Origin of the sequence: Vibrio sp. 10N.222.49.A3 (assembly GCF_041475145.1) — a bacterium.
In the GTDB taxonomy this organism is placed as follows: Bacteria; Pseudomonadota; Gammaproteobacteria; order Enterobacterales; family Vibrionaceae; genus Vibrio; species Vibrio tasmaniensis_A.
On sequence record NZ_JBFRVM010000243.1, the window covers coordinates 1 to 16,073 of the forward strand.

13 protein-coding genes and 1 tRNA gene are annotated in these 16,073 nt (G+C 44.7%); 11 read left to right on the forward strand and 3 right to left on the reverse strand.

Annotation, left to right across the window (positions count from 1 at the left end; all coding sequences use genetic code 11):
• Nucleotides 1-35: 35 nt before the first annotated feature.
• Nucleotides 36-111 (forward strand) — tRNA-Gly (locus tag AB4589_RS24125).
• A 611-nt stretch (nt 112-722) separates the two neighbouring features.
• On the opposite strand, the gene queG is transcribed toward AB4589_RS24125, so the two are convergent.
• Nucleotides 723-1,901, reverse strand: coding sequence for a tRNA epoxyqueuosine(34) reductase QueG (queG, locus tag AB4589_RS24130; protein WP_029222983.1), 1,179 nt, complete (start codon nt 1,899-1,901; stop codon nt 723-725).
• A gap of 247 nt (nt 1,902-2,148) precedes the next feature.
• Here queG and tsaE point away from each other — a divergent pair, with 247 nt between their 5' ends.
• The 8 genes from tsaE to hflC all read left to right on the forward strand — a co-directional run bounded on the left by tsaE (nt 2,149) and on the right by hflC (nt 11,701).
• Nucleotides 2,149-2,613, forward strand: a complete 465-nt coding sequence (gene tsaE, locus AB4589_RS24135) for a tRNA (adenosine(37)-N6)-threonylcarbamoyltransferase complex ATPase subunit type 1 TsaE (RefSeq protein WP_004735870.1) — start codon at nt 2,149-2,151, stop codon at nt 2,611-2,613.
• Entirely contained in the window at nt 2,607-4,322 is a 1,716-nt protein-coding gene (locus AB4589_RS24140; RefSeq protein WP_372101849.1) for an N-acetylmuramoyl-L-alanine amidase, read from the forward strand. Before tsaE ends, AB4589_RS24140 begins: the two co-directional genes overlap by 7 nt.
• A gap of 89 nt (nt 4,323-4,411) precedes the next feature.
• A complete protein-coding gene (gene mutL / locus AB4589_RS24145; protein ID WP_372101850.1) occupies nt 4,412-6,583 on the forward strand; it encodes a DNA mismatch repair endonuclease MutL in 2,172 nt (723 codons plus the stop codon).
• 167 nt (nt 6,584-6,750) lie between these two features.
• Nucleotides 6,751-7,683, forward strand: a complete 933-nt coding sequence (gene miaA, locus AB4589_RS24150) for a tRNA (adenosine(37)-N6)-dimethylallyltransferase MiaA (protein ID WP_009847880.1) — start codon at nt 6,751-6,753, stop codon at nt 7,681-7,683.
• Nucleotides 7,684-7,875: 192 nt separating this feature from the next.
• A complete protein-coding gene (hfq, locus tag AB4589_RS24155) occupies nt 7,876-8,139 on the forward strand; it encodes an RNA chaperone Hfq (protein ID WP_017059927.1) in 264 nt (87 codons plus the stop codon).
• A gap of 44 nt (nt 8,140-8,183) precedes the next feature.
• Nucleotides 8,184-9,491 carry a ribosome rescue GTPase HflX gene (gene hflX, locus AB4589_RS24160; RefSeq protein WP_009847881.1) on the forward strand — a complete coding sequence of 436 codons (1,308 nt, stop codon included), beginning with the start codon at nt 8,184-8,186 and terminating at the stop codon, nt 9,489-9,491.
• A 27-nt stretch (nt 9,492-9,518) separates the two neighbouring features.
• Nucleotides 9,519-10,721, forward strand: a complete 1,203-nt coding sequence (gene hflK / locus AB4589_RS24165; RefSeq protein ID WP_372101851.1) for an FtsH protease activity modulator HflK — start codon at nt 9,519-9,521, stop codon at nt 10,719-10,721.
• Nucleotides 10,722-10,723: 2 nt separating this feature from the next.
• Nucleotides 10,724-11,701: a protease modulator HflC gene (gene hflC / locus AB4589_RS24170; protein ID WP_009847883.1), complete on the forward strand. Its 978-nt coding sequence runs from the start codon at nt 10,724-10,726 to the stop codon at nt 11,699-11,701.
• A 152-nt stretch (nt 11,702-11,853) separates the two neighbouring features.
• Here the strand turns inward: hflC and AB4589_RS24175 are convergent, their stop codons facing one another.
• Nucleotides 11,854-12,042 carry a DUF2065 domain-containing protein gene (locus AB4589_RS24175; protein ID WP_009847884.1) on the reverse strand — a complete coding sequence of 63 codons (189 nt, stop codon included), beginning with the start codon at nt 12,040-12,042 and terminating at the stop codon, nt 11,854-11,856.
• 171 nt (nt 12,043-12,213) lie between these two features.
• Here AB4589_RS24175 and AB4589_RS24180 point away from each other — a divergent pair, with 171 nt between their 5' ends.
• Nucleotides 12,214-13,530 carry an adenylosuccinate synthase gene (locus AB4589_RS24180; RefSeq protein ID WP_004735860.1) on the forward strand — a complete coding sequence of 439 codons (1,317 nt, stop codon included), beginning with the start codon at nt 12,214-12,216 and terminating at the stop codon, nt 13,528-13,530.
• A 315-nt stretch (nt 13,531-13,845) separates the two neighbouring features.
• Complete coding sequence (motX, locus tag AB4589_RS24185; RefSeq protein WP_004735859.1) at nt 13,846-14,481, forward strand: flagellar protein MotX; 636 nt, start codon at nt 13,846-13,848, stop codon at nt 14,479-14,481.
• 155 nt (nt 14,482-14,636) lie between these two features.
• On the opposite strand, the gene AB4589_RS24190 is transcribed toward motX, so the two are convergent.
• Nucleotides 14,637-16,046, reverse strand: coding sequence for an amidohydrolase (locus AB4589_RS24190; RefSeq protein WP_372101852.1), 1,410 nt, complete (start codon nt 16,044-16,046; stop codon nt 14,637-14,639).
• Nucleotides 16,047-16,073: the final 27 nt, after the last annotated feature.

The window sequence follows — 16,073 nt, forward strand, 5'->3', positions numbered from 1 at the left end:
TGCTTTGTAGCAGAAAAGATGAACGGTTAGCTTATGCGATACTAGCTCAGTTGGTAGAGCGCAACCTTGCCAAGGTTGAGGTCATCGGTTCGAACCCGATGTATCGCTCCAGTTTACTTTTCATGGTAAACAAAACTCTTTAAGCCACAGTGTTTAAAGACGACCTTACCGGTCACGCTCTTTCTTTAATGCTGCGAAGCATAATCCCCCCAAAAAGCAAATAATCCTCCATTATGGTGGATATTTTTTTGTCTTAAATTTTTGTTAGCAACAAGAATGCTAGTAAACATCAGGTCTCTGAAGCAGATACTTGAGGTTTTTCATATCTATAAACAGACTTATCCACAAAGTATCAAGTGTGGATAACTTGGTTGATAAAGTTATTTCAGACCTAATTCTTTACATTTCTCTAAAAGATCTTTCTTGTTTTCAGTATATTAGCTGAATTGTGCCGATCGTAACTCATTGTTTTTTATCAGGTTGAATGCTTACCTTGAATTTGATAAAAGATCGTTAACTTGTTGTTTTTTGATCTTAATCATTTATCGGTACTGTGTTTAACTTTACGTGGGTGTCGGAAGTTTACGAGAGTTCTGAATTTTTTCCACATTGTTAGAATTGAGAACAAGGTCAAACATTGTTCGAAAATTATGTGCAACGAGTTGTGTTGTATGGTGGGTTGTTGGTGTGGGTTGACCTGCCAATCGTTGATGGCTAAGGGGCTAGGCGTCTCTTGGTAGCCCTTTCTCAACGATGCGTATTAGCCTGTGCTTTTTGGTGAGGATTTTGCTGCTATTTTTTTGCACACAGCTATTTTTCTGCGTAGAGCTATCTTCTTGCATGCTGCTAGCATTGGGTAACTGTTGTAGTTGTTTATTTAAAGCCCACTCAATATGCACATCCAGCATTTCGTTGTTGCCTCGATGAGATTCCAGTGTTTCAACAATGCGTTGTTGAAATGGCGCATTGCCCATAGCAACAAAAATATTGCGTAACCATTGGGTGTGTCCAATACGTCTTATCGCTGAGCCTTCCATCTTCTTTAGGAAGGTCGCTTCATCCCAACTTGAAAGTGAAACAAGGTCTGCCTCTCGGAAGTCTTCTCTGCGGTGGAAGTCTGTTTGCTCAGTGAGTTCGGCATGGCGGTTCCACGGGCAAACTAACTGACAGTCATCGCAACCGTAAATACGATTACCAATTGCGTCTCTATACTCTTCCGGGATCACACCATCATATTCAATGGTTAAGTACGAGATACATTTTCGAGCATCCACTACGCCATCAGCAATAATGGCGCCCGTTGGACAAGAGGTGATACATGCGGTGCATTTGCCGCACTCATCGACACTGGGTTCATCTGTTGGAAGAGGTATGTTAACTAACAATTCTCCTAGGAAGAACCAAGAGCCAGCGTCTTTATCAAGAATTAATGAGTGTTTACCTGTCCAGCCCAACCCTGCTTTTTGAGCGAGCGGTCGTTCCAAGATGGGCGCTGAATCTACGAAAGGACGTGAGTCTAAACCTTCGACTTCCTTCTCGATTCTTTGTCCCAGCTTTTTCAACTGGTTGCGGAACAATTTGTGATAATCGCGGCCTAAAGAATAACGGCTGATATAACCTTGAGTGGTATCGCTTAGGTTAGAGGCAAACTGAGCTTCTGGTGGTAGATAGTTCATTCGGGCGCTGATCACTCGAATGGTGCCTGGGTGAAGTTCATTGGGACGAGCACGCATCATCCCATGTCGAGCCATCCAATCCATTTCGCCGTGGTTGCCAGCATCTAGCCATGCTTGAAGAGGGGCTTCATGTTCACTTAAATCAACATCGCAGATGCCAACTTTTTGAAAGCCGAGTTCTTTTCCCCAGATTTTAATTTTTTCAGCAAGATGGTCTAGATTCATGGCTTCATTCTTAATTCTTATTTTCTCTGTTTTACAATTAGAGATAAGGCTAATTAAAATTAGGTTCGGCAAAAATGGGGGCGGATCTTAACGGATCTTAGTGGTATTGACCAGAACAGACGTGTTTTGATCAGTATTTTTCATAGAACTTACACTTGAGTGCTTGTCTCCCAAAAGCATCACGGTTTACTATTCTTGTTCTTTTGATTTTTATATAGTCAACGATCGATTTTTAGAGAACGTATTCATGAGCACGAAACAATTTACTTTGAAAGATGAACAAGCAACGATTCAATTAGGAACGGAGCTTTCTAATCTTTGCTCACAGCAGACAACTATTTATCTGCATGGTGATCTTGGCGCAGGTAAAACGACCTTCAGTCGTGGTTTTGTAAAAGCACTTGGCCATCAAGGAAATGTAAAGAGCCCAACGTATACTCTAGTTGAACCTTATCAACTTGCCGATTGGCAGGTGTACCATTTTGATCTTTATCGCCTAGCCGATCCTGAAGAATTAGAGTTTATGGGGATTCGTGACTACTTCACGCCAGATGCTATCTGTTTGGTTGAATGGCCAGAGAAAGGTTATGGAATGCTACCAGAAGCTGATTTGGATATTGATATTCGTTACCAAGACGATCACCGCATTGTTTCTTTAACCGCTAACAGTGAATACGGACAGCGCTTACTTAGTCAGTTGGAGTTATGTTGATTTCTAGACGCCTTATTTCAGCAGTAGCTATGTTGGCTGCTGTTTTTTCTATATTGTTTTCTTCACTTGTTTCTGCAAACTCACTAAAGAGTTTAAGGGTTTGGCCTTCTCCAGAAGAAACTCGTGTGGTTATCGATTTAAAATCAGAAGCGGATTTCAGCTATTTCACCCTGAGTAGCCCGAGTCGCTTGGTTGTTGATTTAAAAAAGACCAACCTTGCAACTAAGTTACCGGTCGTGGTGAAAGACAGCCCCGTTCTATCTAAGATTCGTAAAAGCTCACCGCCAGACAAAAACACGTATCGCTTGGTTTTTGAGTTAAAGAAGTCGTCTAAAGCAGAGTTGTTTAAACTCAGTCCGACTCCTGGTGGTCAGTACGGACATCGCTTGGTGATCGACTTGCCTCATGGTGCGGCAAGTAAAGGCAAAGCAACATCAACGCCGAGTAAGCCAACAGTGAGTAAGAACCTCAATCAAGTTAAGCGTCAGCGTGATGTTCTGATTGTGATTGACCCAGGCCACGGTGGTGAAGATCCTGGTTCCATTGGCCCATCTCGTAAATATGAGAAGAATGCGACTCTTAGTATTTCGAAAAAGATCTCTGCGCAGTTAAATGCAGTTCCAGGAATCAAAACGCGTTTAACACGTAATGCTGATTACTTTGTAAACCTGAACAGACGTGTTGCAATTGCTCGTGAGAACGAAGCACACCTCTTGATCTCTATTCACGCCGATGCCTTTACGACGCCTCAACCAAGAGGTGGTTCGGTGTTCGTGTTGAATACTCGACGGGCAAATACTGAGATTTCCCGTTGGATTGAGAACAAAGAGAAACAGTCAGAGTTGCTGGGCGGCAGCGGTGCTGCGTTTACTGGCAATATTGCAGATAAAAACGTCAACCAAACCCTGCTTGATTTGCAGTTTAGCCACTCTCAAAAAGAGGGCTATAAACTGGCAACGACTATTCTCTCTGAAATGGGTAAGGTCGCAAAACTGCATAACAGTAAGCCGATTAACACCAGCTTGGCAGTGTTACGTTCACCACAAATTCCATCGGTACTTGTAGAAACGGGCTTTATTTCGAATCCGACCGAAGAGAAGCTTCTTTTCCAACGTTCGCATCAAGACAAACTTGCGCGAGCTGTGACCAAAGCGGTCGTTAAATATTTGAAAGCGAATCCACCAGAAGGGATTGTTATTTCTAACGCGGCGGCATCATCTAACTCTACCAGTCAGCACAAAGTACAGCGTGGTGAATCATTGTCTGTGATTGCGAAGAGGTACGGCACGTCTACACAAGCATTAGTGAAGTTGAATGGTTTGAAGTCGACGAGCTTAGCGGTAGGGCAAATTCTAAAAATTCCAAGCTCGGGTTCACAAGCGGCTACCACAACAAGCCGTAAAACGCTGACACACACGGTTAAGTCTGGAGAGTACTTAGGCAAGATAGCTAGCCGTTACAAAGTATCGGTAGCAAGCATTAAACGTGAGAACCGCTTGAAATCAGAAACCGTGAGAGTAGGCCAAAAGTTACGTATTACGGTTGAAGTAAAAGATATACCTCTACGTAAACATAAAGTCGCAAGAGGCGATTATCTTGGCAAGATTGCTTCGAAATATGGCGTGAGCGTCAATAGTATCCGTCAAGCAAACAGACTACGTTCCGATGAGTTGGCCATTGGCCAAGTGCTGATTATTCCGCACAAATAGTTGGCTAATGTTGAAGTAATGTTTAGAACATAGAAGCAATCTCAAACGCGAGAAGTGCTTCTATAAATGGCAGTAAGGTAGCTATACATATGACGATCAAAATACTGCCAGCTCGGCTAGCTAACCAAATCGCAGCGGGTGAAGTGGTAGAAAGACCTGCTTCTGTTGTGAAAGAGTTGGTTGAGAACAGTTTGGATTCTGGTGCGACACGTATCGATATCGATATCGAGAAAGGTGGCGCTAAGATGATCCGCGTTCGTGACAACGGCAAGGGCATTGTTAAAGATGAGCTTGCCTTGGCATTAAGCCGTCATGCTACCTCTAAAATTCATACTCTTGATGACCTTGAAGCGATCGTCAGCCTAGGTTTCCGAGGTGAAGCACTGGCGAGTATTAGCTCTGTTGCCCGCCTAACTATGACTTCACGTCCTACGACTCAGGATCAAGCTTGGGCTGCACATAGTGAAGGTCGTGATATGCAGGTGAAACTGCAGCCAGCAGCGCATCCCATTGGCACCTCGGTTGAGGTATTGGATCTGTTCTTCAATACTCCGGCACGACGTAAATTCTTACGCACCGAGAAAACTGAATTCACGCATATCGATGAGCTGCTTAAACGCATTGCATTGAGCCGTTTTGATGTGACGATTAACCTTCGTCATAACGGTAAAATGATTCGTCAGTACCGCGCTGCAAAAACACAAGTTCAAGCCGAAAAGCGCATCGCAGCTGTATGTGGCAATCCTTTTGTTCGCCATATGCTTAAGATCGAACTTGAGCATCAAGGCTTAAAACTTCATGGCTGGATCACCACGCCTGAAGGAGCAAGACAACAAAGCGATCTGCAATACTGTTATGTGAATGGTCGTATGATGCGTGACAAGCTGATCAATCATGCGATTCGTCAAAGCTACGAAACTAGCTTGCGCCCCGACCAATTCGCGACGTATGTGTTGTTCATTGAGCTAGACCCGCATCAGGTGGACGTGAATGTTCATCCTGCAAAACATGAAGTGCGTTTTCATCAAGCCCGCCTTGTACACGACTTCATCTACCAAGCCTTGAGTGATGGCTTAGCACAGAGTAAGCAAATCGATGCGGCGCCTGTGAATCAATCTGCTTTCCATCAATCAGAAGCGCCAAGTTATCAGCAAGATGATTCGGTGCCTGAAGTTGATGGTGTTGCAAGTTTCGCTGAACCTGAAAACACGCTACCTAGTAGCGCGGATCAAAGCCAAGTTTCGGAAAGGGTGCGACATGCTATTGAGCAAACGCCAGCCTACCCAAGAAAAGCCGAATCTGAACAGGTTTATGATCAACCTCAGCACAGCGTTAATGATGGTGGGCAGCGTTATAGCTCGCCAGCTAATCGAGGTTCATCGCCTAACATAGGTCCGTCGGCTCATGAAACCAGTTTTACCGGCTCGCCTCGCCAAGAGTGGATAGAGTCTCGACCTGAACCTAAAAAAGAAAAAGAGCCGCACCAACATCATGGTGAACCTGCTCCATCTAAGCGAGAAGTGAAGGCCTATAAAGAGCTTCTGAAAACGCCAGATTTTGATGACCAAGTTGTACAGCCATCCTCACCTCACGAGCATGTGGCTCAAGTGAACCCAATAGAAACTAAACCAGCTCAACAGAATCCAGCCCATTCAAAGCCAAGAGTACCTGTGACGGACTTGGGCAAAGCGGTCTCGATTGTGGAACGTCAGTACTTGGTGATGGGTAATAAGAACGGCAGTGTGTTGGTTTCTTTGGCTAAGGCTGAGTTATTGCGTGTTGTTGGCCAGCTTGATACGCGTGATGGCGCGTTAAAGAGCCAACCATTATTAGTGCCTTTATCCATCAAATTAGGCGCTGATTTAGTCGGTGTCGCTAAGGCGCTAAATCCAATGCTGTCTGTGCTTGGTATCGAGCTTAAAGCTAGGAATAACGAAGCGATAATGGTGATGGGAGTGCCTTCTCCTTTGAGGCAGCAAAACTTACAAATTTTGATCCCAGATCTGTTATCGTACGCGGCTTCAATAAACGCTCAGGCCTCGGAAACTCAAGGTCATAGCTTTTCTAGCGATACGTTACCATTACTGGTTAACTGGATCGGGATTCAGACAGCACAAGTAAAAAACGACTACACTTTCTCTGAAGCGGTTCAACTAGTTGGGGAACTTGAGCAACTTTGGCATGGTCTACTTCCATTAGATGATCCCGAATTTGTTAATCCTATCGACTTTTCTGCAACCATCGCTGCTTTTATGGCTTAGTTTGTAGGTGAATTTTCACAGCTGAGTTTTAGATAAATTAAGCTTATTTACGGCTTCGGCTGTTTACGATTTAACTGTTGCGATGAGGCTTTTCTTAGTAGACAAGTGTATCGCGACATGAAGCCTTTTAATTAAGTGCTCTAACAGAGAAATAAATACAAAATATCATGACTGAAAAATTACCTTTAGCGTTGTTTTTAATGGGCCCCACTGCATCAGGAAAAACAGATTTAGCTATCCGCTTACGTCAGAAATACCCGGTAGAGATCATCAGTGTCGATTCGGCGCTAATCTACAAAGACATGGATATTGGTACTGCTAAGCCGGATGCAGGAGAGCTCGCGCTCGCGCCTCATCGCTTGATTGATATTCTCGACCCAAGCGAAGCGTATTCTGCGGCTGACTTTCGTCGTGATGCGATCAGTGAAATGAATAAGATTGTAGCGGAAGGTAAAATCCCGCTACTTGTTGGTGGCACAATGCTTTACTACAAGGCATTGTTGGAAGGTTTATCGCCACTACCCGCTGCGGATCAAGAGATTCGTAAGCAGATTGAAGCGGAGTCTATTGAGCAGGGTTGGCAGGCATTGCACGATCAATTAAGAGAGATAGATCCCGTATCCGCTGAAAGAATACACCCAAATGATCCACAAAGGCTTTCAAGGGCATTGGAAGTTTATCGAATTTCGGGTAAAACATTAACAGAGCTAACTCAAACGAAAGGCGATAGCCTGCCATTTCGTGTAAAACAATTTGCAATAGCTCCCAAGGAAAGGAAAGAACTCCATCGCCGCATTGAGCTGCGTTTCGAGAAGATGATAGAAGCGGGATTTGAAGATGAAATGAAAGCGTTGTACGCCAGAGAAGATCTTCACCCTGAACTGCCATCGATCCGATGCGTTGGTTATAGGCAGATGTGGGATTATTTAGATGGGAATTGCGATTTAGACGAAGCGGTTTTCCGTGGTGTCTGCGCAACTCGTCAATTGGCCAAGCGACAAATCACCTGGTTACGCAGTTGGGATGATTTAACTTGGTTGGATAGCGAAAACATTGAACAGGCGTTAGAAACTCTTTCAGATGCAATAGCATCTGATTAGTATTGCTGTGTATAATGTGATCGCTTTTGCGTGAATATACTCTGGAAAGGATCAGTTGTTGAGGCTTTTAAAAATCACAGCCTTTCAATAACAACGGAGTTTTTTTATTCGTTTAGCTCAGATGCAAAGGCCGCACCTTTTTGTGCACCACTAGCTAAATAATTACAACAAAATATAAATAAGGAAAATAAAATGGCTAAGGGGCAATCGCTACAAGACCCATTCCTAAATGCACTCCGTCGTGAGCGCATTCCAGTCTCTATCTATCTTGTTAACGGCATTAAGCTGCAAGGTCAGATCGAGTCTTTCGATCAATTCGTGATCTTATTGAAGAACACAGTAAACCAAATGGTTTACAAGCATGCGATTTCTACTGTGGTTCCTGCTCGTGCAGTGAGTCACCACAGCGGCGAGCAACGCACGCCATCTGATCGTCCAGAGAAGACTGAAGATTAATCGTTCAATTGATACAGCTTGCGCTGTAATAAGGAGTTGGTTGCTTGTTTGACCGTTATGAATCCGGCGAGCGAGCCGTACTTGTTCATATCAACTTCACGCAAGAGGGAGAATGGGAAGATCTAAGCGAATGTGAAATGCTGGTCTCCTCAGCGGGGGTAGAAACGCTACAAGTGATTACTGGTAGCCGACAATCCCCACTCCCTAAATACTACGTTGGAGAAGGTAAAGCCCTAGAAATCGCACAAGCTGTTCAGCTAACCGGTGCTGAAATTGTGATTTTTAACCACTCCCTCTCTCCTGCCCAAGAGCGAAATCTCGAGCAATTGTGTAAATGTCGTGTGATTGATCGCACGGGTTTGATCTTAGATATCTTTGCACAACGTGCGCGAACTCATGAAGGTAAGCTACAAGTTGAGCTCGCTCAGCTTCGTCATATCTCTACTCGATTGATTCGTGGTTGGACTCACCTTGAAAGGCAGAAAGGTGGTATTGGTCTTCGTGGTCCAGGTGAAACTCAACTGGAAACCGATCGACGTTTGTTGCGTGACCGTATAAAGGCAATACTACGTCGTTTAGCGAAAGTTGCTAAACAGCGTGAACAAGGACGACGTGCTCGTAATCGAGCTGAAATCCCAACAATTTCTTTGGTTGGTTATACCAACGCAGGGAAATCAACACTTTTCAATCGCATCACAAGTGCTGGTGTTTATGCGGCAGACCAACTGTTTGCAACTCTAGACCCAACACTACGTAAGATTGATTTGGCAGATGTCGGGCCTGCAATTCTCGCAGATACCGTAGGTTTTATCCGTCATCTACCACACGACTTGGTCGCTGCGTTCAAGGCTACGTTACAAGAGACGCAGGAAGCTGACATTTTGTTACATGTTGTTGATGCCAGTGATGACCGCTTTCGTGAGAACATTCAGGCTGTTCATGAAGTATTAGAAGAAATCGATGCTCATGAAGTGCCAACCCTTGTAGTCATGAACAAAATTGACTGCATGGAAGACCAAAAACCTCGAATTGAAAGAGACGAAGAGGGCGCACCTCGCGCTGTTTGGGTTTCTGCAATGGAAGGAGAAGGCATTGAACTGCTGTTTGAAGCTTTAACTGAGCGTTTAGCAAGTCAAATGGTTCAATTCCGATTGTGTATTCCACATCAACATCAGGGCCGTATTCGTAGCTTATTCTTTGAGATGAAATGTATTCAACAAGAAGAGTATGATGAAAATGGTAACTTGTTGATAGATATCCGAATGCAACAAATAGATTGGTCTAAACTTGAAAAAAGAGAAGGGGCGCTCTTAGGTGGCTTTATCGTTACCAAAGAGACTGCTACAGTATAACGTCATATCAAATGATGGAGCTTTCTAATGGCGTGGAATGAGCCTGGAAATAACAACAACGGCGATAATAACGGCCGCGATAACGACCCTTGGGGTAAGAACAATAATCGCGGCGGCCGAGATCAAGGACCGCCAGACTTAGACGAAGTGTTTAGTAAACTAAGTCAAAAGTTAGGTGGCAAGTTTGGTAAAAAAGGTGGCAACGGTAACGGGCCATCTATTGGTGGTGGCGGTGCGATTGGCTTTGGTGTCATTGCTGTCATTGCGATTGCTATCTGGTTCTTCGCGGGTTTCTATACCGTTGGCGAAGCAGAAAGAGCAGTAGTACTTCGACTGGGTCAGTTCGACCGTATCGAGGAACCAGGTCTTAACTGGCACCCACGCTTTATCGATGAAATCAAAGATGAGCAACTGGTAAACGTTCAAGCGATTCGTTCTCTACGTGCTGCTGGCACCATGCTAACGAAAGATGAAAACGTTGTGACCGTTGAAATGGGTGTTCAATACCGTGTTTCTGACCCATACAAATACTTGTATCGTGTAACGAATGCAGACGACAGTTTACGCCAAGCAACCGATTCTGCGCTTCGTGCGGTAATTGGTGACTCACTAATGGATAGTATCTTGACAAGTGGTCGTCAGCAGATTCGTCAAAGCACTCAAGAAACGCTGAACCGTATTATTGATAGCTACGATATGGGTATTCTTATTGTTGACGTGAACTTCCAGTCAGCACGTCCACCTGAGCAAGTGAAAGATGCATTTGATGATGCTATCGCGGCTCGTGAGGATGAAGAGCGTTTCGAGCGTGAAGCTGAAGCTTACCGAAATGACATTCTTCCAAAAGCAACAGGTCGTGCTGAGCGTTTGAAGAAAGAAGCGGTGGGTTACTCAGAGCGTACAGTTAATGGTGCTCTAGGTCAGGTCGCTCAGTTCGAGAAACTGCTACCTGAATACCAAGCAGCTCCTGAAGTAACACGTAACCGTATGTACCTTGATACAATGGAAAAAGTGTACTCAAGCACATCGAAAGTCCTGATTGATTCTGAATCAAGCGGTAACTTGCTATACCTACCAATTGATAAGCTAGGCGCACAAGGTAGTTCTCAGTCGGGTACTCGCCCTGCAAAAGCATCATCAACTTACGATCAAATTGAGTTAGAAACTCAAGCGGATCCAAAGTCTAGCACTCAAACTCGTTCAGACAGTTCACGTCAAGGGAGATACTAATAATGCGTAAATTAATGATCCCTGTATTAGTTGTGACGATTGCCCTTCTATTGATGTCACTATTTGTGATTCAAGAAGGCGAACGTGGCATGGTAATTCGTTTTGGTCGAGTTCTCGATGACAACGGCGTCTCACGAATCTATGAACCAGGCTTGCACTTTAAACTGCCGATGTTTGATCGCGTAAAAGTACTTGATGCTCGTATTCAAACGATGGATGGTCGTTCTGACCGTTTCGTAACATCAGAGAAAAAAGACGTTCTAATTGATACCTACGCAAAATGGCGTATTGCTGATTTTGGACGTTTTTATCTGAGTACCGGCGGCGGCAATATCATGACGGCAGAAGCACTTCTTGAGCGTAAAGTGACAGATGTTCTTCGTTCTGAAATTGGTTCTCGTGAAATTAAGCAGATCGTATCAGGCCCTCGTAATAAGGACATCCTGCCAGACTCTGCTGATAGCGAAGTTGTCACAACGGTAGCGGCTGCAGAAGCACTAGAAGTTGATGGTGAACGCGATAAGATCATGGAAAACGTTTTGTCTGGAACGGCAGAAAGTGCGATGGCTGATTTAGGTGTTGAAGTTGTTGATTTCCGAATGAAGAAGATTAACCTTCCTGACGAAATCAGTGAATCTATCTACCGCCGTATGCGTGCAGAACGTGAGTCGGTTGCTCGTAGACACCGTTCACAAGGTCGTGAGAAAGCAGAAGTTATCCGTGCTCAAGCTGAGCTAGAAGTCGCGACTGTTCTTGCTGAAGCTGACCGTACTGCTCGAGTGACTCGTGGTGATGCTGATGCAGAAGCAGCGAAGATCTACTCTGATGCGTTCAGCAAAGACCCTGAGTTCTATGGCTTCATGCGTTCACTGCAAGCTTATGAGACATCATTTAGCGATAAGAGCGACATTCTAGTACTGGATCCGAAGACTGACTTCTTCCAATACATGAATCAAGCAAGCGGTGCTCCAGCAAAATAAGCTGATTCGTTAATTCATTAAATTAGCGAAGTACCTAAAAATCAAAAGGCTCCCATAATGGGAGCCTTTTTGTTTTCTATTCGTTGAAGACTGCAGGTGACCATTGAATCTTCGAGGGAAGTCGTAGTGACAGCTCCGTACTTTGAGAAAACCTAACGGTAGGTCATGAAAGCGATAACGGCACCAGCCACCACAAGACAACCGCCAATACGGCGCAGTTGGGTGTCTGGTTGCTCGCTCAGTTGCGCGACCATGTTTCTCCAGCCATTAGGTGCAATCAAGGGGCCGAGCCCTTCAGCGATAAGAACGAGCCCAATAGCGAGCCAAATTGATTGAGACATGGTTCTGCCTTTTGTCTATAAAATGCAATGATATCAGCATCTTTACACATTCGCCCTCAGTTATTGCTGGTTTATTTTTGTACAGCGTTAACGTTTATGAACAAAAAGTGACTGCAAGAAGTGTGATTCAGTGCTAGAATCCATTTTTAATTAGCAACAGAAATTGGAAAGATGGGAAATAACGTAGTCGTTCTAGGCACCCAATGGGGTGATGAAGGTAAAGGTAAAATCGTTGACCTTTTAACTGAAGATGCAAAATACGTGGTTCGCTACCAAGGCGGTCACAATGCAGGTCACACACTTGTAATTGACGGTGAAAAAACCGTTCTTCACTTAATTCCATCAGGCATCCTACGCAATAACGTTAAATGTGTTATTGGTAACGGTGTTGTATTATCGCCTGACGCACTTCTTAAAGAGATGAAGCCTCTTGAAGAACGCGGTATCCCAGTGCGTGAGCGTCTTTTCATCTCTGAAGCTTGTCCTCTAATTCTTCCGTACCATATTGCTATCGACAACGCGCGTGAAATCGCTCGTGGCGCTAAAGCTATCGGTACAACGGGTCGTGGTATCGGTCCTGCTTACGAAGATAAAGTTGCTCGTCGCGGTCTACGCGTTGGCGACCTTTTCGATAAAGAAGCATTTGCTGAGAAGCTAAAAGAAGTTATGGAATTCCACAACTTCCAACTAGAGCACTTCTACAAAGCTGAAACAGTAAGCTACGAAGAAGTTCTTGAGCAAGCGATGAGCTACGCAGACATGTTAACTGCGATGGTTATCGACGTAACTGACGAACTAGACGCAGCACGTAAGCGCGGCGACAAGATCATGTTCGAAGGTGCTCAAGGTACGCTACTAGATATCGACCACGGTACTTACCCATACGTAACGTCTTCTAACACGACTGCTGGTGGTGTTGCTGCAGGTTCTGGTTTTGGTCCTCGTCACATCGGTTACATCCTTGGTATTACTAAGGCTTACTGTACTCGCGTTGGTTCAGGTCCATTCCCAACTGAGCTATACGATGGCCTTGAAAAACAAGACCCAGTTGGTAAGCACCTAGGCGATGTTGGTCACGAGTTTGGCGCAACGACTGGTCGTCTACGCCGTACTGGTTGGTTCGATGCTGTTGCTATGCGTCGTGCAATCCAAATCAACTCTCTATCTGGTATCTGTCTAACTAAACTAGACGTTCTAGATGGCCTAGAAGAACTAAAAATCTGTACTGGTTACAAGATGAAAGATGGTTCTATCCTAGAAGTTTCTCCAATGGCTGCTGAGTCATTCGAAGAAGCGACGCCAATCTACGAAACAATGCCTGGTTGGTCTGAAAACACATTTGGTGCTAAATCTATCGACGCGCTTCCACAAGCTGCTCTAGATTACATCAAGCGTATCGAAGACCTAACTGGCGTTCCAATTGATATCGTATCAACTGGCCCAGATCGTAACGAAACTATCATCAAGGTTCACCCATACGGCGCATAATGCCCGCTGAGTGATTACCAGGCACTAACCGTGCTGTGGTAATTAAAGTGCTTTGATAATGAAATAGTTTTCTAAAAGCCGACTTTATTAAGTCGGCTTTTTAATACCTGCAATTTAGCCACGCACTCTTTGATGGTGATCTTTTAAGCGTCATCAGGCAAAATATTGCCCATTAGCGGCAAGTTTTGTCTAAAGCCGTCAGGGTTATTGCCGATACAGATATCATGGAAAGTGAAGTTCACCCTGTTTTGTGCGTGTAGAAATCCTCTGCGGCCCTCAATAGATAACTTTAGCGACAGATAATAGAGTGCAGGTATGAAGCTACGAATTGTAGCAGCTTCATTGATAATGGCGCTGAGCTCACCCTTGAGTCATGCAAATTTGACTGACGTGGGAGAGCCCGTTCCAATATATACAGAAGCTGAACTGATTAATTTAATCGAGAATAATCAACACCTAGAGCGAGTGAAAGCTGATAAGTGCCAGTTAGTTGAAGATATCGTTGCTCGTGCAACGCGTATTAGCTTGCCTTCTTATGAGTTTTTATACGGTGACATGTTGGCTTGGGGCGTGTGTGTTCCACAAGATGTCGAGCTTGGCATTTACTATATGGAAAACGCGGCGCATCAAGGTTTACCGGCTGCACTAGAGCAGCTAGGTCGTTATTATTCTCGTGGAACCTTGGTTCAACAAGACAAAGAGCGCGCGATTCCGTATTTACGTGAAGCGGCCTCTATGGGTAACCTAAGTGCGAGTATTCACCTAGCGGAACTCTTGCTGCGTGATTACGGTAGCCCGTTAGATTATGAAGATGCTTACCGCTGGTTATACAACTCGGTGACTGCGGATGATAGGCAACACAAACGCATCACCGTGCTTCGTAGCGGTCTGGAACAGAGAATGCCTGACAATATTATCGCTCGAGCAAAACGTCGAGACGTGTTCTGGTAATTACGAATATTAATTAAGGTTAGATGGTGAACGACTGCACTCGTTAACCATCTATCTTGATATAGAAAGATACCGTATTAAAAAGGCCTCGTAGGTAAATACCTATGAGGCCTTTTTTGATCTTAACGGTAAACCGTTTATCTTACTCGGTGGTGTTATTGAACAACTTCACCAGATTCAATCACCGTCTTACGAACGACTTTGGTGAAATCGAGTGCTTCTTGGCGAATCTTATCTTCATCGACCGTTAGCATGTCGCGGTCTTGCATGATGATCTTACCGTCAACGATGGTGTGGCGAACGTTACCCGAGTTAGCCGAGTAAACTAATGCCGAGTATGGGTTGTAGACTGGAACCATGTTTGGCGCTTTCGTATCGATCACTATGATGTCGGCGAGTTTACCGGCTTCAAGAGAACCGATCTTATCTTCCATGTGTAGCGCTTTTGCTGCGCCCATTGTTGCCATGTCGATCACTTTGATCGGCGGCATTGCGGCACGATCTTTATTAACCAGCTTGTGAACTTTAGCGACTTGGTTGAATTCATCAATGGTGCTCAGTGTGTTACCAGACATTGGGCCATCAGTACCTAAACCAATACGAACATTTTCGTCATACATCTTAAGTGCAGGAGATACACCTTTTGCTGACTTGATGTTAGCACTCATGTTGTGAGCCACACCCATATCCGATTTTTTCACCAGCTCGATATCATGATCGTCAACAAGGATCATGTGTGCACCCACCAAGTTTTTGTTGAGTGCGCCAATGCTGTCCATGTATTGAACCGGTGATAGCCCATCTGAACGCTCGGCGATTTTCTCTTCTTCACGGTGTGATTCTGCAAGGTGAATCATTACTGGTACATCGAGCTCTAGAGAGAGCTTAGAGATCTTCTGCAGTATCTCTGTGGTGTTGGTGTAAGGCGCATGTGGTGCAAACGCGGGTGTGATACGCGGGTGGTCTTTGTATTCTTCAATGAAATTCAGCGCGTATTGGATGCCTTCTTCCGCGTTGGCAGCGTCCGCTACTGGGAACTTAATCACGGTTTCACCAAGAATGGCACGCATACCGATCTTATCGACAGTTTTCGCAACTTCATCTTCGAAGTAGTACATGTCGGCGTAAGTCGTGACACCGCCTTTTACCATTTCAACATTACCGAGATTAGCGCCAATGCGTACCATGTCTCGCGATACCAGTTTCTTCTCTAGAGGGAAGATATAACGGTGGAGACGGTCAGGCACATCATCGGCCAACGAACGGAAAACCGTCATCGATACGTGAGTATGAGTATTGATAAGACCCGGCATCACGATATCGCCATCCACGTCTAACACTTGTTTCGCTTGGTACTGCTTCTCTAGTGAAGCATCACCAACGGCAATGATTTTGTTGTCTTTTACTACAACAGTACCGCTCTCATAAACCGTTTTGTCTTGGTTCATGGTTAGAACCATCGCATCGGTAATCATCAAGTCAGCTTTTTCCATTGCTGAACTCGCAAATGGAAATAGAGCGAGGCTTGTCATTGCTGAAGCCAATAGGGTGCGTTTTAGTTTCATATCAATACTCAGAACAGGAGTTGGTAA